Source organism: Streptomyces sp. NPDC093795, assembly GCF_044764665.1.
Lineage (GTDB): Bacteria > Actinomycetota > Actinomycetes > Streptomycetales > Streptomycetaceae > Streptomyces.
In genome coordinates, this window is record NZ_JBIWIO010000016.1 from 1 (window position 1) to 26,632 (window position 26,632).

Annotated in this window: 22 protein-coding genes; 11 read left to right on the top strand and 11 right to left on the bottom strand. The window is 71.5% G+C overall.

Going from position 1 to position 26,632, the window contains the following annotated elements; all coding sequences use genetic code 11:
- Nucleotides 1-91 precede the first annotated feature (91 nt).
- The 6 genes from ACIRB7_RS32290 to ACIRB7_RS32315 form a co-directional block, all read right to left on the bottom strand.
- Nucleotides 92-1,276 (bottom strand): serine hydrolase domain-containing protein, encoded by a 1,185-nt coding sequence (locus ACIRB7_RS32290; RefSeq protein ID WP_403605959.1) that lies wholly within the window; start codon nt 1,274-1,276, stop codon nt 92-94.
- 161 nt (nt 1,277-1,437) lie between these two features.
- Complete coding sequence (locus ACIRB7_RS32295) at nt 1,438-2,133, bottom strand: response regulator (RefSeq protein ID WP_403605962.1); 696 nt, start codon at nt 2,131-2,133, stop codon at nt 1,438-1,440.
- Nucleotides 2,130-3,185, bottom strand: coding sequence for a sensor histidine kinase (locus tag ACIRB7_RS32300; RefSeq protein ID WP_403606144.1), 1,056 nt, complete (start codon nt 3,183-3,185; stop codon nt 2,130-2,132). Before ACIRB7_RS32300 ends, ACIRB7_RS32295 begins: the two co-directional genes overlap by 4 nt.
- A gap of 137 nt (nt 3,186-3,322) precedes the next feature.
- Nucleotides 3,323-4,108 (bottom strand): SAM-dependent methyltransferase, encoded by a 786-nt coding sequence (locus ACIRB7_RS32305; protein ID WP_403605965.1) that lies wholly within the window; start codon nt 4,106-4,108, stop codon nt 3,323-3,325.
- Nucleotides 4,105-4,842 (bottom strand): glycerophosphodiester phosphodiesterase, encoded by a 738-nt coding sequence (locus ACIRB7_RS32310; protein ID WP_403605968.1) that lies wholly within the window; start codon nt 4,840-4,842, stop codon nt 4,105-4,107. The genes ACIRB7_RS32305 and ACIRB7_RS32310 overlap by 4 nt, the downstream gene beginning before the upstream one ends.
- 98 nt (nt 4,843-4,940) lie before the next feature.
- Nucleotides 4,941-5,972 carry an adenosine deaminase gene (locus tag ACIRB7_RS32315; protein WP_403605971.1) on the bottom strand — a complete coding sequence of 344 codons (1,032 nt, stop codon included), beginning with the start codon at nt 5,970-5,972 and terminating at the stop codon, nt 4,941-4,943.
- 75 nt (nt 5,973-6,047) lie between these two features.
- Here ACIRB7_RS32315 and ACIRB7_RS32320 point away from each other — a divergent pair, with 75 nt between their 5' ends.
- Nucleotides 6,048-6,740: a DUF4190 domain-containing protein gene (locus ACIRB7_RS32320; RefSeq protein ID WP_403605974.1), complete on the top strand. Its 693-nt coding sequence runs from the start codon at nt 6,048-6,050 to the stop codon at nt 6,738-6,740.
- Nucleotides 6,741-6,796: 56 nt separating this feature from the next.
- Here the strand turns inward: ACIRB7_RS32320 and ACIRB7_RS32325 are convergent, their stop codons facing one another.
- Nucleotides 6,797-7,345: an NADAR family protein gene (locus tag ACIRB7_RS32325; protein ID WP_403605977.1), complete on the bottom strand. Its 549-nt coding sequence runs from the start codon at nt 7,343-7,345 to the stop codon at nt 6,797-6,799.
- 175 nt (nt 7,346-7,520) lie between these two features.
- On the opposite strand from ACIRB7_RS32325, the gene ACIRB7_RS32330 reads away from it, so the two are divergent.
- The 6 genes from ACIRB7_RS32330 to ACIRB7_RS32355 all read left to right on the top strand — a co-directional run bounded on the left by ACIRB7_RS32330 (nt 7,521) and on the right by ACIRB7_RS32355 (nt 14,760).
- Nucleotides 7,521-9,038, top strand: coding sequence for a gamma-aminobutyraldehyde dehydrogenase (locus ACIRB7_RS32330; RefSeq protein ID WP_403605980.1), 1,518 nt, complete (start codon nt 7,521-7,523; stop codon nt 9,036-9,038).
- Nucleotides 9,039-9,112: 74 nt separating this feature from the next.
- Nucleotides 9,113-10,360, top strand: a complete 1,248-nt coding sequence (locus ACIRB7_RS32335; RefSeq protein WP_403605983.1) for a spermidine/putrescine ABC transporter substrate-binding protein — start codon at nt 9,113-9,115, stop codon at nt 10,358-10,360.
- A 44-nt stretch (nt 10,361-10,404) separates the two neighbouring features.
- Entirely contained in the window at nt 10,405-11,574 is a 1,170-nt protein-coding gene (locus ACIRB7_RS32340) for an ABC transporter ATP-binding protein (protein ID WP_403605986.1), read from the top strand.
- Nucleotides 11,571-12,503, top strand: coding sequence for an ABC transporter permease (locus tag ACIRB7_RS32345; protein ID WP_403605989.1), 933 nt, complete (start codon nt 11,571-11,573; stop codon nt 12,501-12,503). The genes ACIRB7_RS32340 and ACIRB7_RS32345 overlap by 4 nt, the downstream gene beginning before the upstream one ends.
- Nucleotides 12,503-13,297, top strand: a complete 795-nt coding sequence (locus ACIRB7_RS32350) for an ABC transporter permease (RefSeq protein ID WP_403605992.1) — start codon at nt 12,503-12,505, stop codon at nt 13,295-13,297. Before ACIRB7_RS32345 ends, ACIRB7_RS32350 begins: the two co-directional genes overlap by 1 nt.
- Before the next feature lie 44 nt (nt 13,298-13,341).
- Nucleotides 13,342-14,760 (top strand): NAD(P)/FAD-dependent oxidoreductase, encoded by a 1,419-nt coding sequence (locus ACIRB7_RS32355; protein WP_403605995.1) that lies wholly within the window; start codon nt 13,342-13,344, stop codon nt 14,758-14,760.
- A gap of 19 nt (nt 14,761-14,779) precedes the next feature.
- Here the strand turns inward: ACIRB7_RS32355 and ACIRB7_RS32360 are convergent, their stop codons facing one another.
- Complete coding sequence (locus tag ACIRB7_RS32360; protein WP_403605997.1) at nt 14,780-17,140, bottom strand: MMPL family transporter; 2,361 nt, start codon at nt 17,138-17,140, stop codon at nt 14,780-14,782.
- 225 nt (nt 17,141-17,365) lie between these two features.
- Between ACIRB7_RS32360 and ACIRB7_RS32365 the strand changes: the two genes are divergently transcribed.
- Both ACIRB7_RS32365 and ACIRB7_RS32370 read left to right on the top strand, forming a co-directional pair.
- On the top strand, nt 17,366-17,845 hold the full coding sequence (locus ACIRB7_RS32365; protein ID WP_403606000.1) for a hypothetical protein: 480 nt from the start codon (nt 17,366-17,368) through the stop codon (nt 17,843-17,845).
- 98 nt (nt 17,846-17,943) lie between these two features.
- Complete coding sequence (locus ACIRB7_RS32370) at nt 17,944-19,746, top strand: chitinase (RefSeq protein WP_403606003.1); 1,803 nt, start codon at nt 17,944-17,946, stop codon at nt 19,744-19,746.
- Here the strand turns inward: ACIRB7_RS32370 and ACIRB7_RS32375 are convergent.
- Together ACIRB7_RS32375 and gabT are read right to left on the bottom strand one after the other, a co-directional pair.
- Nucleotides 19,682-20,446 carry a phosphatase PAP2 family protein gene (locus tag ACIRB7_RS32375; RefSeq protein WP_403606006.1) on the bottom strand — a complete coding sequence of 255 codons (765 nt, stop codon included), beginning with the start codon at nt 20,444-20,446 and terminating at the stop codon, nt 19,682-19,684. The two genes, ACIRB7_RS32370 and ACIRB7_RS32375, sit on opposite strands and share 65 nt — an antisense overlap.
- 100 nt (nt 20,447-20,546) lie before the next feature.
- The gene (gabT, locus tag ACIRB7_RS32380; protein WP_403606009.1) at nt 20,547-21,881 is read right to left on the bottom strand and encodes a 4-aminobutyrate--2-oxoglutarate transaminase; all 1,335 of its coding nucleotides are present in this window, start codon (nt 21,879-21,881) and stop codon (nt 20,547-20,549) included.
- A 249-nt stretch (nt 21,882-22,130) separates the two neighbouring features.
- On the opposite strand from gabT, the gene ACIRB7_RS32385 reads away from it, so the two are divergent.
- Both ACIRB7_RS32385 and ACIRB7_RS32390 read left to right on the top strand, forming a co-directional pair.
- Complete coding sequence (locus ACIRB7_RS32385) at nt 22,131-24,488, top strand: ATP/GTP-binding protein (RefSeq protein WP_403606012.1); 2,358 nt, start codon at nt 22,131-22,133, stop codon at nt 24,486-24,488.
- Nucleotides 24,489-24,673: 185 nt separating this feature from the next.
- Nucleotides 24,674-26,227, top strand: a complete 1,554-nt coding sequence (locus ACIRB7_RS32390) for a PucR family transcriptional regulator (RefSeq protein WP_403606015.1) — start codon at nt 24,674-24,676, stop codon at nt 26,225-26,227.
- Between the two features lie 49 nt (nt 26,228-26,276).
- On the opposite strand, the gene ACIRB7_RS32395 is transcribed toward ACIRB7_RS32390, so the two are convergent.
- Entirely contained in the window at nt 26,277-26,474 is a 198-nt protein-coding gene (locus ACIRB7_RS32395; RefSeq protein ID WP_403606018.1) for a hypothetical protein, read from the bottom strand.
- Between the last annotated feature and the right edge of the window lie 158 nt (nt 26,475-26,632).

Consider the following 26,632-nt stretch of genomic DNA (forward strand, 5'->3'; position numbering starts at 1 on the left):
GCAGACCGCGGACCTGAACCCACGACGGCAGAGGTGAGCACCAGGCCTGCCGGAGCCCTCGACGTCTCATCGCTTACCGTGCACGAGCTCGTTAGTCCTGGTCCGGCAGGCCGTACGCCGCCACCATGAGGTTCAGGGCAGTCGGGTTCATGTCCTGGCCCTTCGCGTCGGTGGAGTTGACGCTGTAGACGAGGGTGCGCGCGCCGTCGCGGGTGGAGGCGACGGCCGCGTTGTAGCCCCAGCGGCCGCCCGTCTTGCCCCACACCTCGCGTCCGCCGAGCCGCTTCATCGACAGGCCGGCGGAGTACGCGGCCGGGGCGCCGGTCTTCGCGTCCGGGACCTTCGGCAGCGTGAACATCTCCTCCAGGAGCGGTCCGCGCACCACCCGGCCCGCGAACAGCTCCCGGGTGAACCGCTCCAGGTCGGCGGTGGTCGACACCAGGTCGCCGGCCGCCCAGCCGTCCGTGGCCCGCCACACCGAGACATCGCGCAGCCCGGTCGTCCCGTTGTCGAGCCGCATCGTCTGGTAGCCGTGGTTGTACGGACCGGTGATCTCGGCGGCCGCGCCCGGCAGGTAGGTGTCCCGCAGACCGAGCGGGCGCAGGATACGGCGCTCCACCTGCCGCTCGAACGAGTCGCCCGTCACCCGCTCCACGATCAGTCCTGCCACCGTGTACCCGATGTTCAGGTAGTGCTGCCGGGTGCCCGGCCGGAACTCGCGCGGCTTCGCCGTCGCCGAGCGGACCATCGCCTCGGCGGAGTGGACGTCGAAGCGGTGCTCGTACCACTCCTCCACCGTCGTGCCCGGGAAGTCGGGGGCCGGGATGCCGTGGGTGTGGTTCAGGAGCTGGCGTACGGTCACCGTCGCGTACCGGCCGGGGATCAGCTCCGGCAGGTACGAGCGGGCCGTGCGGTCCAGGTCGATCCGCCCCTCGGCGGCGATCTTGAGGACGGTCGCCGCAGTGAACACCTTCGTCACCGAACCGGCCCGGAAGCGGGCGGCCGGGTCCGCCGGGGCGTTCGTCTCGAGGTCGTGAACGCCCGAACTGCCCTGCCAGGAGCCCTCGGTGCCGCCGATCCGGACGAGCGCGGCGGTGGCGTCGGTGCGGGGGAGCCCCGCGATCACCGCGCTCAGATCAGGGTTCGTCCCTGGGGACAGAGCCGCTGCTGCCGGGGACTTCGCCGAGGTCTCCGCGAAGGCCGGAGCTGTCGCCGGTCCCGCGGCGACGCCCAGGAGCAGGGCGGCGGCGAGCAGCGTGCGGGTGGACTTCCTCATGGTCAACTCCGGTGGTGTGAGCCCGTGTTCTCGATGGCTCCATCCTGCTGACCAGGGACGATCGGCGGATCGCCCGCGCCGGTGGTCTTCGGCGGGTCGTTTCTCACCGACGCGGGGGAGAGGCCCGGGGGTCCGCCTCCCCCGGGCGGGCGAGACGCGCGTCAGCGAGGCGCGGGCCGGGGAGGTGCGGGCTCCTGAGAACCCGCCGCGACCAGGCCCGTCTCGTACGCGCAGATCACCGCCTGGATCCGGTCGCGCAGGTCCAGCTTGGCGAGCACGTTCCCCACGTGGGTCTTCACCGTGTGGTCGCTGACCGTCAGCTCCGCCGCGATCTCCGCGTTGGACAGACCGCGCGCGAGCAGCAGCAGCGTCTCCCGCTCCCGGCCCGTCAGTACGTCGAGCCGGGAATCGGGGCCCCCGGCCGTCCGGCGCGGGCCGCCCGCCGTGTACTGCTCCACGAGCCGCCGCGCCACGGACGGCGCGAGCAGCGAGTCGCCCGCCGCCACCACCCGTACCGCGTGCACCAGATCGTCGCGCCGTACGTCCTTGAGGAGGAAGCCGCTCGCGCCCGCGTGCAGCGCCTCGTACACGTACGCGTCGGTGTCGAAGGTCGTCAGCATCACCGTCCGGCAGCCGGACTCCGCGCTGATCGCCCGGCAGGCCTCGATGCCGTCTGTTCCCGGCATCCGGATGTCGAGCAGCGCCACGTCGGGCGCGTGCCGGCGCACCGCCTCGACCGCCTCCGCCCCGTCCCCGGCCTCCGCCACCACCTCGATGTCCGACTGCGCGTCCAGGATCATCGCGAAGCCGCTGCGTACCAGTTCCTGGTCGTCCGCGACCACCACCCGGATCGTCATGCCCCCACCTCCGCCGTGGAGGGTACGGGGAGCAGGACCCGCACCTCGAATCCGCGGCCGCCGGGCCCCGGGCCGGTGGTGGCCGTCCCGCCGTGCGCGGCGGCCCGCTCCCGGATGCCGAGGAGGCCGTGGCCGCCGGAGCCGCCCCGAGGGCCGCGCCCGTCGTCGGTCACCGTGACGAGCAGGACGCCGTCCGCCCGGGAGATGAGGACCTCGGCCGTACGGGCTTCCGCGTGCTTGACGACGTTCGTCAGCGCCTCCTGCACGATCCGGTAGACGCTCGCGCCGGTCGCCGCGGGCAGCGAGGCCCGCACTCCGCCCTCCGTCGTGTACGAGACGGCGAGGCCGCTGCTCCTGACACGCTCCATCAGTTCGGGAAGCGCGGCGATGTCCGGCCGCGGCTCCCGGGGAGCGGTGGTCTCGGGGTTCTCGGGGCTCTCGCGCAGCAGCCCCAGCATCTGCCGCAGCTGGTTCATCGCCTCACGGCCGGTCTCCGAGATCGCCTCGAACGCGGCCTCCGCGCGCTCCGGCGCCACCCGTACCGCCACCGGGCCAGCCTCCGCCTGCACGATCATCAGGCTCACCGCGTGCGACAGGATGTCGTGCATCTCCCGCGCGATCCTGGCCCGTTCGCGGGCGGCGGCCCGCTCGGCCTCGATCCGGTGGGCGCGCTGCCGGGCGTCCTGGAGCCGCCCGAAGACATAGGCGGCGGCGAAGACGAAGAGCGAGAAGGTCAGTTCGCGCGCCGATCGGGTGTTGAGCCACACCGAGACCGGCACCGCGACCACCAGGAGCCCCACCGTCGCGAGCCGCTTCCAGGGCGGCGAGAGGAGCGCGATCGTGTAGACGATGACGAGTCCGGTGTACGGCAGTGGCTGCCCCGGCCCTTCCACGGCCACCTTGTACAGCGCGCTCGCCACCATGATCGCGAGCAGTACGGTGACGGGCGCGCGCCGCCGCCAGACCAGGGGCAGCACGGTGAGGGACGTGAGGCCGTACGCGGCCCAGGTCGCCGGTTCGAGGCCGGGCGGGCGCGGCACCACGAACGGCATCGTCATCGCCGCCTGGACGAGCAGCGCGATCCCGAGGTCCACCGCCCACGGGTTCGCCGCGCCCCAGGTCCTGGTCCGCTCCCACCGGCCGCGCACGTCGGCCCGTATGCCCGCCCCCACGCCCGCCCGTATGACCATTACGGCTTGCGGCCCACCGCGCCGAACTGCGCGACCGTGACCGCCTCCGCGGAGGCGGGGCGCCAGCGGGCGCAGGAGACGATGCCGGGCTCCAGGACGTCGAGACCGTCCAGGAAGGAGGTGAACTCGGCGCGGCTGCGGGCGGTGATCGGCGGGGTCGCGTTCTCGTTCCAGAAGGCCATCGCGGCCTTGTTGCCCTCGCCGCCGAGCTCCGGCTCAAGGGTGGGATGCGTCAGGACCAGGAAGCTGCCGGAGGGGACGGCGTCCATCAGGGTCCGCACGATCGACCGGGCCTCGTCGGTGTCCAGGACGAAGTTGAGGATGCCGAGCATCATCACCGCGACCGGACGGGACAGGTCGAGCGTTTCCGCGGCCGCCGCCAGGATCTTCTCCGGGTCGTGCGCGTCGGCGTCCACGTACTCGGTGACCCCCTCCGGCGCGCTCGTCAGGAGCGCACGGGCGTGAGTGAGGACGATCGGGTCGTTGTCGACGTAGACGATCCGGGCGTCGGGCGCGACCCGCTGGGCCACCTCGTGGGTGTTGTCGGCGGTCGGCAGGCCCGTACCGATGTCCAGGAACTGCCGTACGCCCTCCTCTGCGGCCAGGTGGGTCACCGCGCGCCCGAGGAACGCCCGGTCCGCGCGGGCCACTTCGCCGATGCTCGGGTAGAAGCCGGTGACCTGGTCGCCGACCGCGCGGTCCACCGGGTAGTTGTCCTTGCCGCCCAGCCAGTAGTTCCACACACGGGCGTTGTGGGCGATGTCGGTCCGGATCCGGTCGTTCACGCGCGGGCCTTTCGCAGGACGTCGGTGAGTGTGCCGACCCGGTTCGTGGTGACCGAGTCGACCCCGTTCAAGATCAGCTTACGCATGGTGCGGGCCGTGTCCGCCGTCCAGGCCGAGACCAGCAGCCCGTCCCGGTGCACCCGCTCGGTCAGCCCCCGACTGACAAGCCCGAAGCGGTAGTTGAGCCACCGCGGCCGTACCGCGTCGAGCAGGATCGGGCGGGGCGGGGCGAGCGAGGTCCAGGTCAGCGCGATCTCGGCGGCCGGGTCGGCGGCGCGCACCTGGAGCATGGCGACGGCCCCCGCGCAGTAGTACACCCGCTCTCCGGCGCCGCATTCGCGGACCGTCCCCACGATGGTGCGGACCGAGTCCTCGTTGCCGCCCGGCAGGTCCAGCATCAGCCGGCGGTCCCCGGCGGTGAGCAGCGCCTCGCGCAGGGTCGGCACCCCGCCGTAGGTCAGCTCGCGGACCTGCTCGTACGAGAGCGAGGCGAGGGGCCGGTCGTGGCGCCACAGGCGCTTCAGGGTGTCGTCGTGGAGGAGGACGGGCACCCCGTCCTTCGTCAGCCGGACGTCGACCTCGACGGCGTCCGCGCCCCGCTCGATCGCCGAGCCGATCGAGCGGAGCGTGTTCTCGCGGACGCGGTACGGGTCGCCGCGATGGCCCACGACGGTGACGGGCCTCCCGACGGCTTCCCGGAAGGCGGTCAGGTCCCTGGCGGTGTCGGAGTCCATGGGCCCATTCTCACCGTCGTCGGCGCGCGAGCCAGCCGCCGGCGCCCGAGCCGGTCGTCGGCGTGCCGTGAGCCGGTCTTCGGCGTGCGGACCGGTCGTCAGCGCGTGAGCCAGCCGTCCGTGTACGTGTCGATCTCGGCGGCGATCCGGGCCTTGCCGGCCGCGTCGAGGAACGAGGCCTCCACCGCGTTCTTCGCGAGGGCGGCGACACCGCGCTCGTCGAGGCCGAGGAGACGGGCGGCGACCGCGTACTCGCTGTTGAGGTCGGTGCCGAACATCGGCGGGTCGTCGCTGTTGACCGTGACGAGCACCCCGGCGTCCACCATCTGCCGGATCGGGTGCTCGTCCAGGGTGGCGACGGCCCGCGTGGCGATGTTCGAGGTCGGGCAGACCTCCAGGGCGATGCGGTGCTCCGCCAGGTACGCGAGGAGTGCCGGGTCCTGGACCGAGCTGGTGCCGTGGCCGATGCGCTCGGCGCCCAGGTCGCGGATCGCGTCCCAGACCGTCTGCGGACCGGTCGTCTCGCCCGCGTGCGGGACGGAGTGCAGGCCGGCCGCCCGCGCCAGGTCGAAGTACGGCTTGAACTGCGGACGCGGCACCCCGATCTCCGGGCCGCCGAGGCCGAAGGAGACCAGGCCCTCGGGGCGGAGGCCGTCGGTCGTGGCGAGGCGGGCGGTCTCCTCGGCGGAGACCAGGCCGGCCTCGCCCGGGATGTCGAAGCACCAGCGCAGGACGGTGCCGAACTCCGCCTCCGCGGACTTGCGGGCGTCCTCGATCGCCGCCATGAAGGCGTGCTCGTCGATGCCCCGGCGGGTGGAGGAGTAGGGGGTGATGGTCAGCTCGGCGTACCGGATGTTCTGCCGGGCCATGTCACGGGCGATCTCGAAGGTGAGCAGCCGGACGTCCTCCGGGGTGCGGACCAGGTCGACGACCGACAGGTAGACGTCGATGAAGTGCGCGAAGTCGGTGAACGTGAAGTAGTCGGCCAGCGCCTCCGGATCCGTGGGGACCTTGGAGTCGGGGTGACGCGCCGCCAGCTCGGCGACGATGCGGGGCGAGGCGGAGCCCACGTGGTGGACGTGCAGCTCGGCCTTGGGCAGGCCCGCGATGAACGGGTGGAGGTCGGTCATCAGGTCATCGTAGGCCGGACGGTTCACTCGACGGGGTGAGGTCGTAGCATGGCGGGACCATGATGGGGGAGGCCCATGTCTGACAACCGAGACCAGTCGCGGGACGGGTACGACCCGGCGGACCCGTGGGCTCCGCCGAACCGCGACGGGGTGGAGCTGAGCAAGCCGGCGACGCCGTCGCCCTCGCCGGTCCACGACCAGCAGACCGTCACGTCCATGCCGCTCACGCCCGACCCGGGCGCGGTACCGCCGCCGCCGGTCGCTCCCGGCGGCCCCGCGGCCACGCCCGGCGCCTACGGCTACCCGGCGGCGGACACGTCCGGCGGGTACGGCTACCCGGCGGCCGTGACGCCGCCGCCGGTCACCGCGGCGTCCTCCGGGTACGGCTATCCCGGATACCCGTCGTCGTACGGCGGCGGCTACCCCGGCCAGCCCGGCTACCCGCAGTCCCCGTCCAACGGCATGGGGACGGCCGCGATGGTGCTCGGCATCATCGCCGTCGCGGGCTTCTGCACGTACGGCCTCGGGGTGATCCTCGGCATCCTGGCGCTGATCTTCGGCATCATCGGCATGAAGAAGGCGGGCCGGGGCGAGGCGACCAACCGGGGCATGGCGCTCGCGGGCGTCATCCTGGGCGCCGTCGGCATCCTGGTCGGCGCCATCTTCCTGGGCTTCATCATCTGGGCGCTCAACCAGGACTCCTCGAACTTCGACAACTCCGGGGACGACCCGTTCGCGTCGAGCCTGGTGGTCGAGAGCGGCCGCTGAGGCCGTACGCGTGAGAGGGCCCCGCACCGGTCTCCGGTGCGGGGCCCTCCCGCGTCTCACGCCCCCCGCAACCGCTCCCGCGCCTCCATCAGGGCGAAGCCCAGGAGGTTCGGGCCGCGCCACCGGGCGGGGTCGTGGGCACCCGGGTCGTCGGCCGCGAGGCCGATGCCCCAGACGCGGTCCACGGGGCTGGCCTCCACCAGGACGCGGGTGCCCGTGCCCAGGAGGTACGCGCGCAGGGCCTCGTCCGACGAGAACTTGTGGACGCTGCCCTCCACCACGATCCCGAAGCGCTCCCGCTCCCACACCGCCTCGTCGAAGCCCCGCACGAGGCGTCCCGCCTTCTTCGCCTCGGCGGGGGTACGGGCGGTCAGCGCGGCCCGCTCGGCGTCCGCGTCCTCGAAGAGGCGGGCCTTGGCCGCCATCATCCAGTGCTCCGCCGTCGCGTAGGGGACGCCGTCGACCACGAAGCGTGCGGGCCACCACTGGCTCAGACAGCTCGCCGAGAGGCGCCCTTCGGGGTGCGGGCGGTGGCCCCAGAAGTGCAGCCACTTCACCTTCTCACCCCTGTTGACCTGCTGCGTCAGCTCCTCGATCTTGCTCATGCATGCGAGTCTGACAGTCGCCACGGACACTCCGTACGGAGATTTTCGGGGTGCCTCGACACATGGTCGACCGATTCCGTCGCGTAACCAAAAGGCAACAACGGAATCACTTGTTGGCGTGCCGTCCCTCTGTCAGGATCGGCACTCAATTCAGGCTGGGACAACGGAGAGCGTCATGGGCAACCGCTTCCAGGTGACGGACCGCTTCGCGGACGGCGCACAGTACATCGGCGGTCGGCTCCGCGCCGGAACGTCAGATCAGGAACACAGCGTGATCGATCCGGCGACGGGGGAGAGCGTCTACACGTACACGCTCGCCTCCACCGCCGACGTCGACGAGGCCGTCGCCGCCGCCAAGGCCGCGTTCCCCGGCTGGGCGGGCGCCACGCCGGGCGAGCGCTCCGACGCGCTGCACCGCTTCGCCGCAGTCCTCGCCGAGTGGGCCGAGGACATCGCCCGGGTGGAGTCCCTCCAGTGCGGCAAGCCCCTCAAGCTCACCACCGAGTTCGACGTCCCCGGCACCATCGACAACACCGCCTTCTTCGCGGGGGCCGCACGCCATCTCCAAGGCCAGTCGGCCGGCGAGTACAGCGGCGACCACACCTCGTACATCCGGCGTGAACCGATCGGCGTCGTCGGCTCCATCGCCCCCTGGAACTACCCGCTCCAGATGGCCGCCTGGAAGGTCCTCCCGGCGATCGCCGCCGGCAACACGATCGTCCTGAAGCCGGCCGAGCTCACCCCGCTGACCTCCCTGATGTTCGCGCAGGCCGCGACGGAGGCCGGCATCCCCGACGGCGTCATCAACATCGTCAACGGCGCGGGCCGGACCGTCGGCGAACACCTCGTCGGCCACCCCGACGTCGTCATGACCTCCTTCACCGGCTCCACCCCCGTCGGCAAGCGGGTCGCGGAGATCGCCACCGCCACCGTGAAGCGCCTCCACCTCGAACTCGGCGGCAAGGCCCCGTTCGTCGTCTTCGACGACGCCGACCTGGAGGCCGCCGCCCACGGAGCCGTCGCCGCCTCCCTCATCAACAGCGGCCAGGACTGCACCGCCGCCACGCGCGCGTACGTCCAGCGCCCGCTCTTCGACGCCTTCGTCGCGCGCGTGGCCGAGCTCATGGAGACCGTGCGCCTCGGCGACCCCTTCGCGCCGACCACCGACCTCGGCCCGCTGATCAGCCACGCCCAGCGCGACAGCGTCGCCGGCTTCGTCGAGCGCGCCCGCGGCTACGCCACCGTCGTCACCGGCGGCGAAGCCCCGGGGGGCGACCTGAAGGACGGTGCGTACTATCGTCCGACCCTGATCACCGGCGCCGCGCAGGACAGCGAGGTCGTGCAGTCGGAGATCTTCGGCCCGGTCCTGGTGGCACTGCCCTTCGACAGCGACGACGAGGGCATCCGGCTCGCCAACGACACCCCGTACGGCCTGGCCGCCTCCGCCTGGAGTCGTGACGTCTACCGGGCGGGCCGCGCCACCCGCGAGATCAAGGCGGGCTGCGTCTGGGTCAACGACCACATCCCCATCATCAGCGAGATGCCCCACGGCGGCACCAAGGCCTCGGGCTACGGAAAGGACATGTCGGCGTACTCCTTCGAGGAGTACACACAGGTCAAGCACGTGATGTTCGACAACACCGCGGTCGCCGCGAAGGACTGGCACCGCACGATCTTCGGGGACCGTCCGTAATCCATATGCGGCTACCGCCGCGTGGAGCTCGCCGCCGGACCAGCGGCTCACACCATCCCGAAAGGGCACAGCGCATGGAGCAGTACGAGCCCGACAGCCTGTCCGCCGCGCAGACGGCGGCGATACGACGCAGCCTGACCAGTGGCCGGGGAGCACTCAGCCGCCGTTCGATGCTGCGCGCGGGCGGTTTCGGCGCCCTCACGATCGGCGGCCTCGCGTCCCTGAGCGCCTGTGGCATCCCGCCGGCCAAGCGGGAGGGCCAGGGCCCCGAGTCCATCGACGTCTCGGCCAAGGAGAAGAGCCTCGCCTTCTCCAACTGGACCGAGTACATGGACGTCAGCGAGGACGAGAAGGGCCGCCCCACCCTGGAGGCGTTCACGAAACGCACCGGGATCAAGGTCAAGTACACCGAGGACATCAACGACAACGTCGAGTTCTTCGGCAAGATCAAGCCGCAGCTCGCGGCCGGCCAGGACACCGGCCGTGACCTGATCTGCGTCACCGACTGGCTCGCCGCCCGGATGATCCGGCTCGGCTGGGCGCAGAAGCTCGACCCGTCGAACCTGCCCAACGCGTACGCGAACCTCTCCGCCCAGTTCCGCCGCCCCGACTGGGACCCGGGCCGGTCCTACTCGTACCCGTGGACCGGTATCTCCACCGTCATCGCGTACAACGCGAAGGCGACCGGCGGCAAGAAGGTCGACTCGGTCACCCAGCTCCTGGACGACCCCTCCCTGAAGGGCCGGGTCGGCTTCCTCACCGAGATGCGCGACTCCGTCGGCATGACCCTGCTCGACATGGGCAAGGACCCGGGGAAGTTCACCGACGCCGACTACGACGCGGCGATCGGCCGGCTCCAGAAGGGCGTCGACAAGAAGCAGATCCGCCGCTTCACCGGCAACGACTACACCTCGGACCTGGACAAGGGCGACCTGGCGGCCTGCCTCGCCTGGGCCGGTGACGTGATCCAGCTCCAGGCGGACAACCCGGACATCAAGTTCGCCATCCCGTCCGCCGGTTACATCACCTCCAGCGACAACCTGCTCGTCCCCACGCAGGCCCGGCACAAGACGAACGCCGAGAAGCTCATCGACTACTACTACGAGCTTCCCGTCGCCGCCCAGCTCGCCGCGTACATCAACTACGTCTGTCCCGTCGACGGGGTGAAGGACGAGCTCGCCAAGATCGACCCCGAGCTCGCGAACAACACGCTGATCCTCCCGGACAAGGCCATGGCCAAGAAGTCGCGCGCCTTCCGCTCGCTCACCAGCGCGGAGGAGACGGCGTACGAGGAGAAGTTCGCCCAGCTCATCGGCGCCTGAGGCCCACGTCGTCCACCTCTCTCACTCCCCTGGGACCACAACCCATGACTGACAAGACTGCTCACACTGGAAAGAACACGGGCGGCGGCGACGTCCGTCTCACCGGGATCAGCAAGACGTACGGCTCCTTCACCGCCGTCCAGCCGCTCGACCTGACCGTCCCGCAGGGCTCCTTCTTCGCCCTCCTCGGCGCCTCCGGCTGCGGCAAGACCACCACGCTCCGCATGATCGCCGGCCTGGAGGACCCCAGCACCGGCAGCGTCTTCCTCGGCGACAAGGACGTCACCGACCTCCCGCCGTACAAGCGGCCGGTCAACACCGTCTTCCAGTCCTACGCGCTGTTCCCGCACATGGACATCACCGAGAACATCGCCTTCGGTCTGCGCCGCCGCGGCATCAAGTCGGTGAAGAAGCAGGTCGACGACATGCTGGAGCTCGTCCAGCTCGGCGACAAGGCCCGCCACAAGCCGCACCAGCTCTCCGGCGGCCAGCAGCAGCGCGTCGCCGTGGCCCGCGCCCTCATCAACCACCCGCAGGTGCTGCTCCTCGACGAGCCGCTCGGCGCCCTCGACCTCAAGCTGCGCCGCCAGATGCAGCTGGAGCTCAAGCGGATCCAGACCGAGGTCGGCATCACCTTCGTGCACGTCACCCACGACCAGGAGGAGGCCATGACGATGGCCGACCAGGTCGCGGTGATGAACGGCGGCCGCGTCGAGCAGCTCGGCCACCCCGCCGACCTCTACGAGAACCCGAAGACCACCTTCGTCGCCAACTTCCTCGGCACCTCCAACCTCATCGAGGCCGAGGTCCTGGAGACAGGCGCCGACGTGGTGGTGACGGCGGGCGGCGGCAAGCTCCGTGTGCCCGGCGACCGCTGTACCTCCGCCGTCCGCCAGGGCGGCAAGGTGCTCGTGGGTGTCCGCCCCGAGAAGATCTCGCTCGCGCACGCCGACGACGCGGGCTCGATAGCCGACGGCCGCAACCGGGTGACCGGCCGGATCGTCGACTCCTCCTTCATCGGCGTCTCCACCCAGTACGTGGTGAACAGCCCGGCGGGCGCGGAGCTCCAGGTGTACGAGCAGAACATCGAGCGGGACGCGCGTCTCGTCCCCGGCGCCCAGGTCGTCCTGCACTGGAACCCGGCGCACACCTTCGGGCTCGACGCCGATCAGGACATCGACGCGGGCGTGGAGACGGTGGAGGACGCCGGATGAGCACCTCCACCCTCACGAAGGAGGAGGCGGCTCCGGTCGAAGAACCGGTTCTGCGCAAGCCTCCCACCCGTAAGCGGCTCGTCCCCTACTGGCTGCTGCTCCCCGGCATCATCTGGCTGCTCGTCTTCTTCGCGCTGCCGATGATCTACCAGGCCTCCACCTCGGTGCAGACCGGCTCCCTGGAGAAGGGCTTCGAGGTCACCTGGCACTTCCAGACCTACTGGGACGCCTTCCAGGAGTACTGGCCGCAGTTCGTCCGCTCCCTGCTCTACGCCGGGACCGCGACCCTGCTCTGTCTGCTGCTCGGCTACCCGCTGGCGTATCTGATCGCCTTCAAGGCCGGCCGCTGGCGCAACCTGCTCCTCGTCCTCGTCATCGCGCCCTTCTTCACCAGCTTCCTCATCCGCACGCTGGCCTGGAAGACGATCCTCGCGGACGACAGCGTCGTCGTGGACGTGCTGAACACCCTCCACGTCCTGGACGTGACCAGCTGGATCGGCTGGACCGAGGGCGACCGTGTGCTCGCCACCCCGATGGCGGTCGTCTGCGGTCTCACGTACAACTTCCTGCCCTTCATGATCCTGCCCCTCTACACCTCCCTGGAGCGGATCGACGGCCGGCTGCACGAGGCCGCGCAGGACCTGTACGCCTCCCCGGCGACCACCTTCCGCAAGGTGACCTTCCCGCTGTCGATGCCCGGCGTCGTCTCCGGCACCCTGCTCACCTTCATCCCGGCGAGCGGCGACTACGTCAACGCCGAACTGCTCGGCTCCACCGACACCAAGATGGTCGGCAACGTCATCCAGTCGCAGTTCCTCCGGGTCCTCGACTACCCGACGGCGGCGGCGCTCTCCTTCATCCTCATGGCGATCGTGCTGGTCATGGTCACCGTCTACATCCGCCGAGCCGGAACGGAGGATCTGGTCTGATGCGCTGGATACGACGCAACCTCGTCGTCATCGCGGGCCTGCTGACGCTCGCGTACATGATCCTGCCGAACCTCGTCGTGATGGCGTTCTCCTTCAACAAGCCGAAGGGGCGCTTCAACTACTCCTGGCAGGAGTTCTCCCTCGACGCCTGGAAGGACCCCTGCGGCGTCGCCGACCTGTGCGAGTCGCTCTCGCTCTCGCTCCAGCTCGCCGCCTGGGCCACCGTCGGCGCCGTCGTCCTCGGCGCGATGATCGCCTTCGCGCTTGTCCGCTACCGCTTCCGGGCGCGTGGCGCGATCAACTCGCTGATCTTCCTGCCGATGGCGATGCCCGAGGTCGTCATGGCCGCCTCGCTGCTCACCCTCTTCCTCAACATGGGGATCGAGCTGGGCTTCTGGACGGTCCTCATCGCCCACATCATGTTCTGTCTGTCGTTCGTCGTGACGGCGGTCAAGGCCCGGGTCATGTCCATGGACCCGCGCCTGGAGGAAGCCGCGCGCGACCTCTACGCGGGACCCGTGCAGACCTTCCTGCGCGTCACCCTGCCGATCGCCGCGCCCGGCATCGCCGCCGGCGCCCTGCTCGCCTTCGCGCTCTCGTTCGACGACTTCATCATCACCAACTTCAACGCGGGCTCCACCGTCACCTTCCCCATGTTCGTCTGGGGCTCGGCGCAGCGTGGCACCCCCGTGCAGATCAACGTCATCGGCACCGCGATGTTCGTCCTCGCGGTACTGGTGGTCATGGCCGGGCAAATCATTACGAACCGGCGCAAGAAAACAGCAACAGCCTGAGCCCGCAGCCCTAGGCAGCTCAGGCACCGAAGGAGTTGGAAACCATGGCCCCAGTCGCCATGCGTCTCGCTGCACAATCTCTCTCCGACGCCCAGCCCGTCCCCTTCTGGCTGGAAGATCCCGGCAAGCCCGGCGCCCTGCCCGCCCTCACCGGCACCGAGAAGTGCGATCTCCTCGTCGTCGGCGGCGGCTACAGCGGACTGTGGACCGCGCTCCTCGCCAAGGAGCGCGACCCCGCCCGGGATGTCGTACTGATCGAAGGCCGCGAGGTGGGCTGGGCCGCCTCGGGCCGCAACGGAGGCTTCTGCGCCGCCTCCCTCACGCACGGCTTCGGCAACGGGCTCGCCCGCTGGCCGGGCGAGCTGCCGAAGCTGGAGGAGCTCGGCGAGCGCAACCTCGACGGCATCGAGGAGGCGGTCGCCCGCTACTCCCTCGACTGCGACTTCGAGCGCACCGGCGAGCTGGACGTCGCCACCGAGCCGCACCAGGTCGAGGAACTGGCCGAGATGTACGCGGAGATCGACCGGCTCGGTCTCGCGGACGGCCTCGAACTCCTCGACCGGGACGCCGTCCGCGCCGAGGTCGACTCGCCGACCTTCCTCGGCGGCCTCTGGGACCGCCGCGGTGTCGCCATGCTGAACCCGGCCAAGCTGGCCTGGGGCCTCAAGCGGGCCTGTCTCGACCTGGGCGTACGGATCTTCGAGAACACCCCCGGCCTCGACCTGGTCTCCGTCGGCGCCGGCATGGGCGTCCGCACCCCGTACGGCCGGGTCGTCGCCCGCCGGGTCGCGCTCGGCACCAACGTCTTCCCCTCGCTGGTCAAGCGCGTCCGCCCGTACACCGTCCCGGTCTACGACTACGCCCTGATGACCGAGCCGCTCAGCCCCGAGCAGCTCGCCTCCGTCGGCTGGAAGAACCGGCAGGGCCTCGGCGACTCGGCGAACCAGTTCCACTACTTCCGGATCACCGCCGACAACCGCATCCTCTGGGGCGGCTACGACGCGATCTACCCCTTCGGCGGCAAGCTCAACGCCGACATGGACCACCGCCCGGAGACGTACCTCAAGCTCGCCGAGCACTTCTTCCGCTGCTTCCCGCAGCTGGAGGGGCTGCGCTTCAGCCACGCCTGGGGCGGCGCGATCGACACCTGCTCCCGCTTCTCGGCCTTCTTCGGTACGGCGTACCAGGGCAAGGTGGCGTACGCGGCCGGGTTCACCGGTCTGGGCGTCGGCGCCACCCGCTTCGGCGGGGACGTGATGCTCGACCTGCTCGCGGGGGAGCGCACCGAGCGCACGGAGCTCGAGATGGTCCGCTCCAAGCCGCTGCCGTTCCCGCCGGAGCCGATCGCCTGGGCCGGTATCGGCATCACCAAGTGGTCGATGGCGCGCGCCGACGAGCACGGCGGGCGGCGCAACCTGTGGCTGAAGACGATGGACAAGCTGGGTCTGGGCTTCGACAGTTAGGACCGGTGAAGCGGCGGGGTCATGGCGTTCGCCGTGGCCCCGCCGCGCCGTTCCCGCCCGCCGCGGCCATCTCGCCCTCGCCCTCCGTGTCGACGTGCGGGAGGATCCGGTCCAGCCAGTGCGGGGTCCACCAGGACCACTTCCCGAGCAGGGTCATCACCGCGGGCACCAGCAGCAGCCGCGCGACCGTCGCGTCGATGAGCACGCTCGCGGCCAGCCCGAGCCCCATCATCTTCACCACGATGCTGTCGTCGAGGATGAAGGCCGCGAAGACGCTCACCATGATGAGCGCCGCGCAGGTGATGACCCGCGCGGTGATCTCCAGGGCGTGGGCCACGCTCGCCTTCGCGTCGCCGGTGCGCAGCCACGCCTCGTGGACCCGGGACAGCAGGAAGATCTCGTAGTCCATGCTCAGGCCGAAGACGATGGCGAACATCATCATCGGCACGTAGCTCTCGATGGGCACCTCGCCGGAGACGCCGAGCGCCGGGCCGCCCCAGCCCCACTGGAAGACGGCGACGACGACGCCGTACGAGGCGGCGATGGACAGCAGGTTGAGCACCGCCGCCTTGGCGGCCACGAGCGGGCCCCGGAAGACGACCAGGATGACGAGGAACGCCAGCGCGACGACCACGGCGATGATGAACAGCAGCCGGCTGGAGACGATGTCGAGGAAGTCCACCTGCGCGGCGGTGGTGCCGGTGACGTACGTGGCCGCGGTGGTGCCGCCGACCGCCTGGGGCAGGACGTCGTCGGCCAGGTGGTTGGTCAGCGACGTGGTCTTCTCGTCCTGCGGGGCGGCGACCGAGTAGGCCGTGGCGATCAGGACGTCGCCGTCCGAGGTCGTCGTGAGCGGGGTGATCAGGGCGGCGTCGGGCACCCCGGTGAGCGCCTTCTGTGCCTGGCTCGCCAGGGCGGAGCGGTCGGCCGCGGGGACCGAGGTCTGGTCGATGACGAGGGTCAGCGGCCCGTTGGAGCCGGGTCCGAAGGCGGAGGACATGAGGTCGAAGGCGCGCCGGTCGGTGAAGGACTTCGGGTCCGCGCCGTCGCCGATGTGCCCGAGCCGCATGGAGAACAGGGGGATGGCGAGCACGACGAGGACGACGACGCCCGAGGTCAGGAACCACCAGGGACGGCGTTCCACGCGCAGGGCGTAGCGATGCCAGGTGCCGTGCGCCTCACCGCTCGCCCCACCGGTCGCCCCGCGGGGCGTCTCGCTGGTCACCCCGCCGGTCGCTGCGTCGCTCTCGGCGACGGGAGCGCGCAGACGCAGCCGGTCGATGTGGCGACCGATGAGCCCGAGCATCGCCGGAACGAGCGTGAGGGCTCCGGCGACGGCGGTGACGACGGTGGAGGTCGCGGCCAGGCCGAGCAGTCCGATGAAACTCAGTCCGGAGACCCACAGCCCCCCGAGGGCGATGACGACGGTGCAGCCCGAGACGAGGACGGCCCGCCCGCTGGTCGCGGTGGCGAGCCCGGCGGCCGCGACCGGATCCTGGCCGTTCATCAGCAGCTGCCGGTGCCGGGTGATCAGGAAGAGCGCGTAGTCGATGCCGACGCCGATGCCGATCATCGTCGCCAGGGTGGGGGAGACGGTCGCGAAGTTCCACACCGCGGCCAGGAGGCCGAGGACCGCGAGGCCGCAGACGGCCGCCACCAGGGCGGTGACCAGGGGCAGTACGGCGGCGATCAGACTGCCGAAGCCGATGATCAGGACGATGACCGCGACGCCGAACCCGATCGCCTCGCTGGTCCGGTCGTCCGCCTCGGGCCGGGCCAGTTCACCCAGTGCCCCGCCGTACTCGACCTGGACCCCGGTGGCCCGCAGGGGCGCCACGGCGCTGTCCACGCCGGTCAGGTAGTCGTCGCCGAGGGTGCCGGGCTGGACGTCGAAGCGGACGGTGATGTAGCCGGTCTTCCCGTCGGTGGACAGCGGGCCGACGTTCGGGGTCCCTGGGAGAGGGGAAGGCGGCTGGGTGCCGGACGCCGGCAGCGGGCTCGTGGCGTTCAGGACGTGCGGGAGCTTCTCCAGCGAGGCCACGGCGGACGAGATCTGGTCGCCGGCGTCCGTGAGCGGCTCGGCGCCGTCGTACAGCACCACCTGGGCGCTGTAGCCGCCTGCGGCGGGCTCGTGCGCACGCAGCACGTCGAGCCCCTCCTGGGACTGGGTGCCCGGCAGCGAGTAGTTGTCGGAGTACTCGCCGCCGTACGCGTGGTTCAGCCCCACCAGGGCGCCCAGGGCCACCACCCAACCGACAACGACGACGACGAAGTGACGGGCCGACCAGTCGCCGAGGCGGCGCAGCGGCCCCTTGCCGGAGCGACGCGCGCCGCCCGGTGCCGCGGCTCCGGCACCACCCGATGACTCGGGGAACGGCATGGGTACTCCCGTGGCGAGGGCGGCGATACCGGGCGGAGGCTCATACGAACACGGGGGAGGGGCGGGCGAGGGAAGCCGCCGACCAGGCCCGGCACCGTCCACCCGATCGGGCCTCCGGCGTGTGACCCAGATCACTTTCCTGGTGACCCGAAGTCGCGTAAGAGAAGACGTCGACCCCGCTCTCTCCGTCTGGACACCGTGTCCACCCGGAAGGAGACCGTTGCGATGACTGATACGGGGGCCGCGGGCGCCAGGAGTGCCGTGGAGTGGCTGGCATCGGTGGCGCCGGATCCCGACGCCTGCCGGTGGGAGTGGGAGCGCAACCCGCACGGGGTCGCGCTGCTGCCCGCCGGCAGGCGCTGGGACGTCCTGATCCTGCCGGCGGAGCTCGGCTACCCCACGCTCGACGTGCTGACCCGCCTGGTGGACCGGCCGGGACCGGTCCTCGCCGACTTCGGCGACGCCCGGATGGGCTTCTTCGTGCCGCCGGGCACCGCCGCCCGCTGGCTCGGTACGGGCGTGCGCGGCGCGGGCGCCGGGACCTGGATCGTGGTCCCGTACCCGGGGCGGGCGACGGGTGCGGTGCGCTGGCTGGTGACGCCGGACGGCGCGGGCACCCTCACCGACGCCGCCCTCCTCGAACTGGCGATGCACGAGGCGGCGGGGCAACTGGCCAGGGAGGAGAGGGGCCTCGATGGGGGGTGAGGAGAGGTGATGTCCGTACAGAGGTCTTGACCACTTGATTGGTCTGGACCATGCTGTGGCGCGCTCCCACCTCGATTCCCCCATTCCCGGAGGCAGTTGTGGACCGCGCCAGACCTCTCACCCTGCTCCTCGCGGGGGTCCTCGCCGCCGGCGGACTCGCCGCGCTCACCCCCGCGGCCCAGGCCGCCGACGCCGAACTCGCCCGCAACGGCGGCTTCGAGGCCGGCCTCGACGGCTGGACCTGCACGGCGGGCAGCGGCGCCGCCGTCTCCTCGCCCGTGCGCAGCGGTACGAAGGCGCTCCAGGCCACCCCGGCCGGCAGCGACAACGCCAAGTGCTCCCAGACCGTCACCGTGAAGCCCGGCTCCACCTACACGCTCAGCGGCTGGGTGCGCGGCAGCTACGTCTACCTCGGCGCCTCCGGCACCGGCACCACCGACGTCTCCACCTGGACGGGCTCCGCCCCCGACTGGCAGCGGCTCGCCACCACGTTCACCACCGGCGCCTCGACCACCTCGGTCACGATCTACACCCACGGCTGGTACGGCACCCCCGCCTACCAGGCCGACGACCTCTCCCTGTACGGCCCCGGCGGCGCCCCCGTGCAGCTCCCGGCCGCACCCATCGGCCTCGCGGCGGGCTCCCCGACGTCCAGCACCGTGCCCCTGACGTGGAGTGCGGTCCCCGGTGCCACCTCGTACCACGTCTACCGCGGCACCACGCGCGTGCAGACGGTCAGCGGCACCTCGGCCACCGCGACCGGACTCACGGCCTCGACCGCGTACACCTTCCAGGTCAGCGCCGCGAACAGCGCGGGCGAGTCCCCGAAGTCGGCCGCCGTGACCGCGACGACGACCAGCGGCGGCGGGGGCGGCAATCCGGGCCTCCCCGCCCACGCCCTCGTCGGCTACCTCCACGCCAGCTTCGCCAACGGCTCCGGCTACACCCGGATGGCCGACGTCCCCGCCTCCTGGGACGTCATCAACCTCGCCTTCGGCGAACCGACCTCGGTGACCTCCGGCGACATCCGCTTCAGCCTGTGCCCGGCCACGGAATGCCCGAACGTCGAGTCCACGGCCGATTTCAAGGCCGCGATCAAGGCCAAGCAGGCCGCCGGCAAGAAGGTCCTCATCTCCATCGGCGGCCAGAACGGCCAGGTCCAGCTCTCCACCACCGCCGCCCGCGACACCTTCGTCTCCTCCGTCTCGAAGATCATCGACGAGTACGGACTCGACGGCCTCGACATCGACTTCGAGGGCCACTCCCTGTCGCTCCAGACCGGCGACACCGACTTCAGGAACCCGACGAGCCCGGTCATCGTCAACCTGATCCAGGCCCTCAAGACCCTCAAGGCCAAGTACGGCCAGAACTTCGTCCTGACGATGGCCCCGGAGACCTTCTTCGTCCAGCTCGGCTACCAGTACTACGGCTCCGGCCCCTGGGGCGGCCAGGACCCGCGCGCCGGCGCCTACCTGCCGGTCATCCACGCCCTGCGCGACGACCTGACCCTGCTCCACGTCCAGGACTACAACTCGGGCTCCATCATGGGCCTGGACAACCAGTACCACTCGATGGGCGGCGCCGACTTCCACATCGCCATGACCGACATGCTCCTCACCGGCTTCCCCGTCGCCGGCAACACGGACCGCTTCTTCCCGGCCCTCCGCGCCGACCAGGTCGCCATCGGCCTCCCCGCCTCCACCCAGGCGGGCAACGGCCACACGACCCCGGCCGAGGTGAACAAGGCCCTGGACTGCCTGACGAAGAAGGTCAACTGCGGCACGTACCAGACCCACGGCACCTGGCCCGCCCTGCGCGGCCTGATGACCTGGTCGATCAACTGGGACCGCTACAACCAGTGGGAGTTCTCGCGGAACTTCGATTCGTACAGCTGGAGCTGACCGCCAGGATCAGCAGCGACAGACAGAGACTGGCCAGCACGTCCAGCGGCCAGTGGTAGCCCCGCAGGATCAGTCCGGTCCCCGTCACCGCCGTCAGTACGGCGGCGACGGGGATCAGGCGGTTCGAGACGAGGAAGGCCGCGCCGAAGTAGGCGACGGCGGCCGTGGCCGTGTGGCCCGAGGGGTAGTAGCCCTGCGCCCAGGGCTCCAGGGGGCCGGGGCGGGCCGTCCACTCCTTCAGGGGGATCACCAGGAGCGGTACGGCGGCCATCGCGAGGCCCGCGTACAGGGCGGCGGCGCGGCGGCCGCGCCACAGGGCGTACGCCATCGCGCAACCGAGGACGGGGAGAGCCACCGTCAGGTTGCCGAGGTCGGCGCCGAGTTCGGAGAGGGACCGGGGGACCGTGTCCACCAGGGCCCGGGACACCCGCTCGTCGAGCCTGGCCAAGGGGCCGTGGACGAGCACCTGCCAGGTCACGACGGCGAGGGCGACGAGCGCCGAGAAGAGAGCCGGCCGCCCTGGAACAGGGGGGGTGGTTCCAGGGCGGCCGAGGGGATCGGGCTGCCGCACGCCCCGGGGGGTGTGGGGCGGGCGGCCATCCGATCGGTGAGGAGTTCCGGAGCACGAGGCTCCAGGGGTGTGCGCGACGGCACGGTGTGGGCGGGGCTGGGGATGCTCCGCCCGGGGTGTTTCTCTCATCTGCAGAAACCGTACGTCAGAGAAGAGGGGGCCGACAGCGGAAAACGCATCCCGCCATCGGCCCCCCACAGAGTCTTCACACCGCGACCCTCACGGGGTGTCAGATCTGGGCGAACGCGTTCTCGATGACGTCGAGGCCCTCGTTCAGCAGGTCCTCGCCGATGACCAGCGGCGGCAGGAAGCGCAGCACGTTGCCGTAGGTGCCACAGGTCAGGACCAGCACGCCCTCGGCGTGGCAGGCCTTCGCGAGCGCGCCCGCGGCCTCCGGGTTCGGCTCCTTGGTCGCGCGGTCCTTGACGAGCTCGATGGCGATCATGGCGCCGCGGCCACGGATGTCACCGATGGCGTCGAACTTCTCGGCCATCGCCGTAAGGCGGGCCTTCATGAGCTCCTCGATGCGGCGCGCCTTGCCGTTGAGGTCGAGCTCCTTCATCGTCTCGATGGAGCCGAGCGCACCGGCGCAGGCCACCGGGTTGCCGCCGTAGGTGCCGCCGAGGCCGCCGCCGTGGACGGAGTCCATGATCTCGGCGCGGCCGGTGACGGCGGCGAGCGGCAGACCGCCCGCGATGCCCTTGGCGGTGGTGATGAGGTCCGGGACGATGCCCTCGTCCTCGCACGCGAACCACTGGCCGGTACGGCAGAAGCCGGACTGAATCTCGTCGGCGACGAAGACGATGCCGTTGTCGTTGGCGAACTTCACGAGCGCCGGCAGGAAGCCCTTGGCCGGCTCGATGAAGCCGCCCTCGCCGAGGACCGGCTCGATGATGATCGCGGCGACGTTCTCGGCGCCGATCTGCTTGGTGATGTTGTCGATCGCCTGGGCGGCGGCCTCGGGGCCACAGTTCTCCGGGCCGGTGGGCCAGCGGTAGCCGTAGGCGACCGGCACGCGGTAGACCTCGGGCGCGAACGGACCGAAGCCCTGCTTGTACGGCATGTTCTTCGAGGTCAGCGCCATCGTGAGGTTCGTACGGCCGTGGTAGCCGTGGTCGAAGACGACGACGGCCTGACGCTTGGTGTACGAACGGGCGATCTTGACCGCGTTCTCGACGGCCTCGGCGCCCGAGTTGAACAGCGCGGACTTCTTGGCGTGGTCGCCCGGGGTCAGCTCGGCGAGCGCCTCGCAGACCTCCACGTAACCCTCGTACGGCGTCACCATGAAACAGGTGTGGGTGAAGTCCTGGAGCTGCGCGGAGGCGCGGCGCACGACGGCCTCGGCGGAGGCGCCGACCGAGGTCACGGCGATACCGGAACCGAAGTCGATCAGACGGTTGCCGTCGACGTCCTCGATGATGCCGCCACCGGCCCGCTTGGTGAAGACGGGCAGCGTGGAGCCCACGCCACCGGCGACCGTCTCGAGCCGGCGGGCCTGAAGCTCCTGCGACTTCGGACCGGGAATGGCGGTGACGACGCGCCGCTCCTGCGGGACAGCGTTCATGCGGGGCTCCTGGGGGTGTTCTGGACGCACTTGCGGGTTTCCTCCGCAGGCTAGGCGCGGCCACCCGCTGAGCGCATGCTACGGATGGGAGCGGTGCCGGCGTGTCCTTGTCCTTATCGGCCATACGCGCTGTTGTCCGGGCCGCCTCCACGGCATCGGTCCGATCCGGCGCGTGATCCTCTGCCGAGGCCCTAGATTGGGGCGTCGGACGGTGGCATCGCGGAAGTGAAGGGCCAGGGGGCAGGGGTCATGGAGTTCGAGGGCAATCACGGCTCACGGGGCACACACGACGGGCGCCCGCGGCCCGACCAGATCCCCCGCCCGGCCGGACCGCCGCCGATGCCGCCGCCCCCGCCCCCTGCGCCTCCGGTGCCGGCGTCGGTGCCGAACGGTGGCGGGACCACCCTGGTCGACTGGCTGCGGGCCCCGCGACCGGCCGCCGGCCCCGGCGTCTGGCGATACGGACACGTCCCGCGCCCCGACCACGAACCCGATGAGCCCCACCTGCGGGCGGTGCTCACCGGCACGGTGCTCTCACTCCTGGTCGCGGTCCTGTTCTGGTCCCTGCTCCGCAACGGATACATCCCGTACTGGGACGTCCCGATCAAACTCTTCACTCCCGGGGACTGGTGGCGCCCGCTGGGAGGCGGGCCCCAGCCGGACACCGGAGGCCCCCTCGCCTTCGCTCTCTACCGGCTCGTTCTCTTCGGTGGCGTCTTCTACGGCGCCGGTCGTCTCGGCCGCTGGCCGTACGCCTGGCGCAGGCTCACCCAGGAGCACCCCCAGGCCGCTGTCCGTGTCGGCCTCGCCCTCGTCGCCGGGATCGTCACCGTCGCACTCGTCCGCGGCGGCTGGGCGCCGCTCAAGGACGTCGCCTACGCGCTGATGCCCTTCGAGAAGACCGGTGCGGACGCCGCGTACGTCAACGAGCGAAGGGCGGGAACCGCCCTCCAGATCGTCACCCTCGTCACCGTCCTGCCCTTCGTCTGGCTCGCCCTGCGTCGTACCGGGGGCCCCGCGGCCCCCGGCCCCGCACCCGCGCCGAGCGCCGACCCCGTCACCTGGCCGGAGCTGAGGGCCGCCGGTCTCACCGAAGCCGCCGACCGGCTCGCCGCCGAAGCCGCCGCCGGAACCATGAACGACATCGACCACGTCCGGATCCGCACGGCCTGGGAGACGGCATGCTCCGCGCCCGACCGGCAGGCCGCCTTCCTGCGGGAGGTCCACACGCGTGGTGGCGCGGCGTTCCTTCACCCCTCCGGGGCCCGGCACCTGCCGGGCCGAACCGCCGCGCACGACCTCGTCCTCCGGCAGGTGCGTCTCGGCACCGTCGCAGACGTGCCGCGCAACCCGTACGCGCGCCGGGACACCGGGCTCGCCCTCGACCCCGCCGTCCTCGGCACCTCGATGCTCGCCGTCGGCCCTTCCGGCAGCGGCAAGACCACCCGGCTCGTCCGCCCCCTCGTCGAGTCCCTGGCGCTCCAGGCACTCACCGGACAGGCGGCCGTCGTCGTGGTCGGCTCCGTCGGGACGCCGCTCGGCCCGGACGAGGCCTACGACGTGGTCATCGGGATCGGCGACCAGGTCTCACCGCACGACCTCGATCTCTACGGCGGGACCACCGATCCCGACCAGGCCGCCACCCTGCTCGCCGACGTCCTCGCCGACGACACCACCGACACCCGGCGGGCCGCGGCCGTGCTCGCACAGCTTCTCGGGCCTTTCCGCGCCGTCCACGGCCGATTCCCCCTCGTCCCGGAGCTCCGCGAACTTCTCGACGGTGCCCCGTCCTCCCTCCGCGCGCTCCGCACGGCCCTCGAGCAGGACGGCCGATCGTCCCTGGTCCGTGAACTCGACGCCCGCGAGCGGCAGCACGGCACCACCGGCGACCCGGCCACCGTCCTCGCCGACCGGCTCGCCCTGCTCGACCGCCCGACCTTCGCCGGCTTCTTCGACACCACCGGTACGAGGCAGCCGTTCACCATGCGGGCTCTCGATCATCCCGTCAGGGTCCGGATCAACCTGCCGGAGACGAGCCACCCGGAGGCGTCCAGGCTCCTCGCCCGGCTCGTCCTCGCGCAGTTCCTCTCCCGCGCCGTCGCCCGTGCCGACCGGTCCCGCTTCGCCTGCCTCGTCCTGGACGACGCCGGACATACGCTCACAGCCGCGACCGTGCGGGGACTGCAGGGCCTGCGTTCCGCCCACGCCGGAGTCGTGCTCGGTCTGCGGACCCTCGACGACGTCCCCGAGCACCTGCGCACGCCCCTGTTCGGCGCTGTCGGTTGCCGTGTCGCCCTCGCGGGACTCAACACCTGGGACGGAAAGAGATTCGCGGAGACCTGGGGCACCGAGTGGGTCGAGGCCCGGGACGTGACCCGCCGGACCGTACGTTCCGACGAACCGCTCACCCGGGTCGTGCACACCCTCCGCAAACTGGTCACAGGCCAGGCCGTCACCTCGGACGCCGTGACCGTACGCGAGGTGGAACGGGAACGCTGGTCCGCCTCCGACCTGGCCCACGCTGTGCCGCCGGGCCACGCCGTTCTCTCCCTCACCCATGTGCGGGGCGAGCACATCCCACCGCTCCTCGTCGACCTGCGAGGCTGAGAGCGAGGCTCCGGGCACCGGCCCGCGGGTGGTCGGCCGCGGCTCCGGGCGCCGGCCCGCGCCGCGGAGCGGCCACCCTCGGCACCGCCCCCGCGCCGCGGAGCGGCCGCCCCCCGGCCCTGGCACAATCGGGGGCGCCGCTCGGCTGAGCGGCGCCCCCTCGCTCAAAGGTCCGACGGTCCCCAATGCCGCCCACCCTCGCCTCGCTCGTCCAGCACTCCTCCCTGAAGCTCGTCGTGCGTGCCGGTGAGGACCGCCTCGACACCCCCGTCCGCTGGGCGCACGTCAGCGAACTCGCCGACCCCGTGCCGTACATGGAGGGCGGCGAGCTCCTCCTCACCACCGCGCTCACGCTCGACGCGGAGGACCTGGAGGCCATGCGCCGCTACGTGCGGCGGCTGCTCGGCGCGGGGGTCGTCGGGCTCGGCTTCGCCGTCGGCGTCAACTACGAGGCGATCCCGTCGGCCCTGCTCGACGCGGCCCGCGAAGAACACCTGCCGCTCCTGGAAGTGCCGCGCCGCACCCCCTTCCTCGCCATCAGCAAGGCGGTGTCGGCGGCCATCTCCGCCGACCAGTACCGGGCCGTCACGGCCGGTTTCGAGGCCCAGCGCGAGCTGACCAGGGCCGCGCTCGCCGAGGGCCCCGAGGCCGTCGTCGCCCGGCTCGCCGCACACGTCGACGGCTGGGCCGCCCTCTACGACACCTCCGGCACGGTCGTCGCCGTCTCGCCCGACTGGGCCGCGCGCCGGGCCGCCCGGCTCACCTCCGACGTGGAACGGCTGCGCGACCGCCCGGCCCCCGCCAGCGCCGTCGTCGGCGGTACGGACGACCGCGTCGAGCTCCAGTCCCTCGGCACCGGGCGCCGGGTGCGGGGCGCCCTCGCGGTCGGCACGGGCGCGCCCCTCGGGACGGCCGAGCGGTACGCGGTGCACTCCGCGATCGCCCTGCTCACCCTCACGACGGAACGTTCCCGCTCGCTCCAGGCCGCCGAACAGCGGCTCGGCGCCGCGGTCCTGCGGATGATGCTCGCCGGCCAGCCGGACCACGCGCGCGCGGTGGCCGGGGACGTGTACGGCGGACTGCTCGACGCGCCCTTCCGGATCGTCGTCGCCGAACCCGCCGGCGGCGACCCGGCCGGCGAACCGCCGCTGCCGGTGCTCGCCGAGTCCCTGGAGGCGGCCGCGGCCCGCGCCGGTGAGGCCGTGCTCGCCGTCCCCGAGAGCGAACAGCGGCTCGTCGTCCTCGCCGCCGACGGGGGCGCGGTCGTCGCCGCCTGCGAGACGTACGCGGAGCGGGACGCCGACGAGGCCGGTGTGACCATCGGACTCTCGGCCCCCGCGGGACCGATCGTGGCCGCGGCCGCGTACAAGCAGGCGGAGCAGGCGCTCTCGGTGGCCAGACGCCGGGGGAAGGCGCTCGTCGAGCACGAGGACCTCGCGGCGGGATCGGTCCTGCCGCTCCTCGCGGACGACGCCGTCCGCGCCTTCGCCGACGGGATGCTCCGGGCGCTCCGGGACCACGACGCGAAGGGCCGCGGCGACCTGGTCGCCTCCCTGCGGGCCTGGCTCTCCCGCCATGGCCAGTGGGACGCGGCGGCGGCGGACCTGGGCGTCCACCGGCACACCCTCCGCTACCGGATGCGGCGCGTGGAGGAGATCCTCGGCCGCTCCCTGGACGACCCGGACGTACGGATGGAGCTGTGGCTGGCTCTGAAGGCGACGGGAGAGGGTGTGGAGTAGTGGCGTGGTGTACGGCGTGAGCTAGGGCGCTGAGAGTGGCGCCCGCCCGTCAGCCGTCCAGCGACCCGTCGTTCCCGTTCCCGGACCCCACGCCCCGCCGTCGGCTGCTCCGGACGACCTGGCCGGCCGCCAGGGTCACGGCTGCCACGCCGCGGACCCAACGGGGGCCGCCCCGCGCGGCCCACACCACACAGACGCATCCCCCGACGACGAGTACCAGGATGCCGATCAAGGCGAGCAGGATCATGTGTTTTCCCCTAGTGGTGCAGACCTGAGGTCTTCTTGTACGGGTGCTCGGCCCATCGTGTCATTCCCGGAAAGCGGCCTCATCGCGCGTGCGTACCCGCCTCCGCCTGCCCGAATGCGGGCAATTCTCTTGGTCATCTAGGTCCGCACTCCTTACGC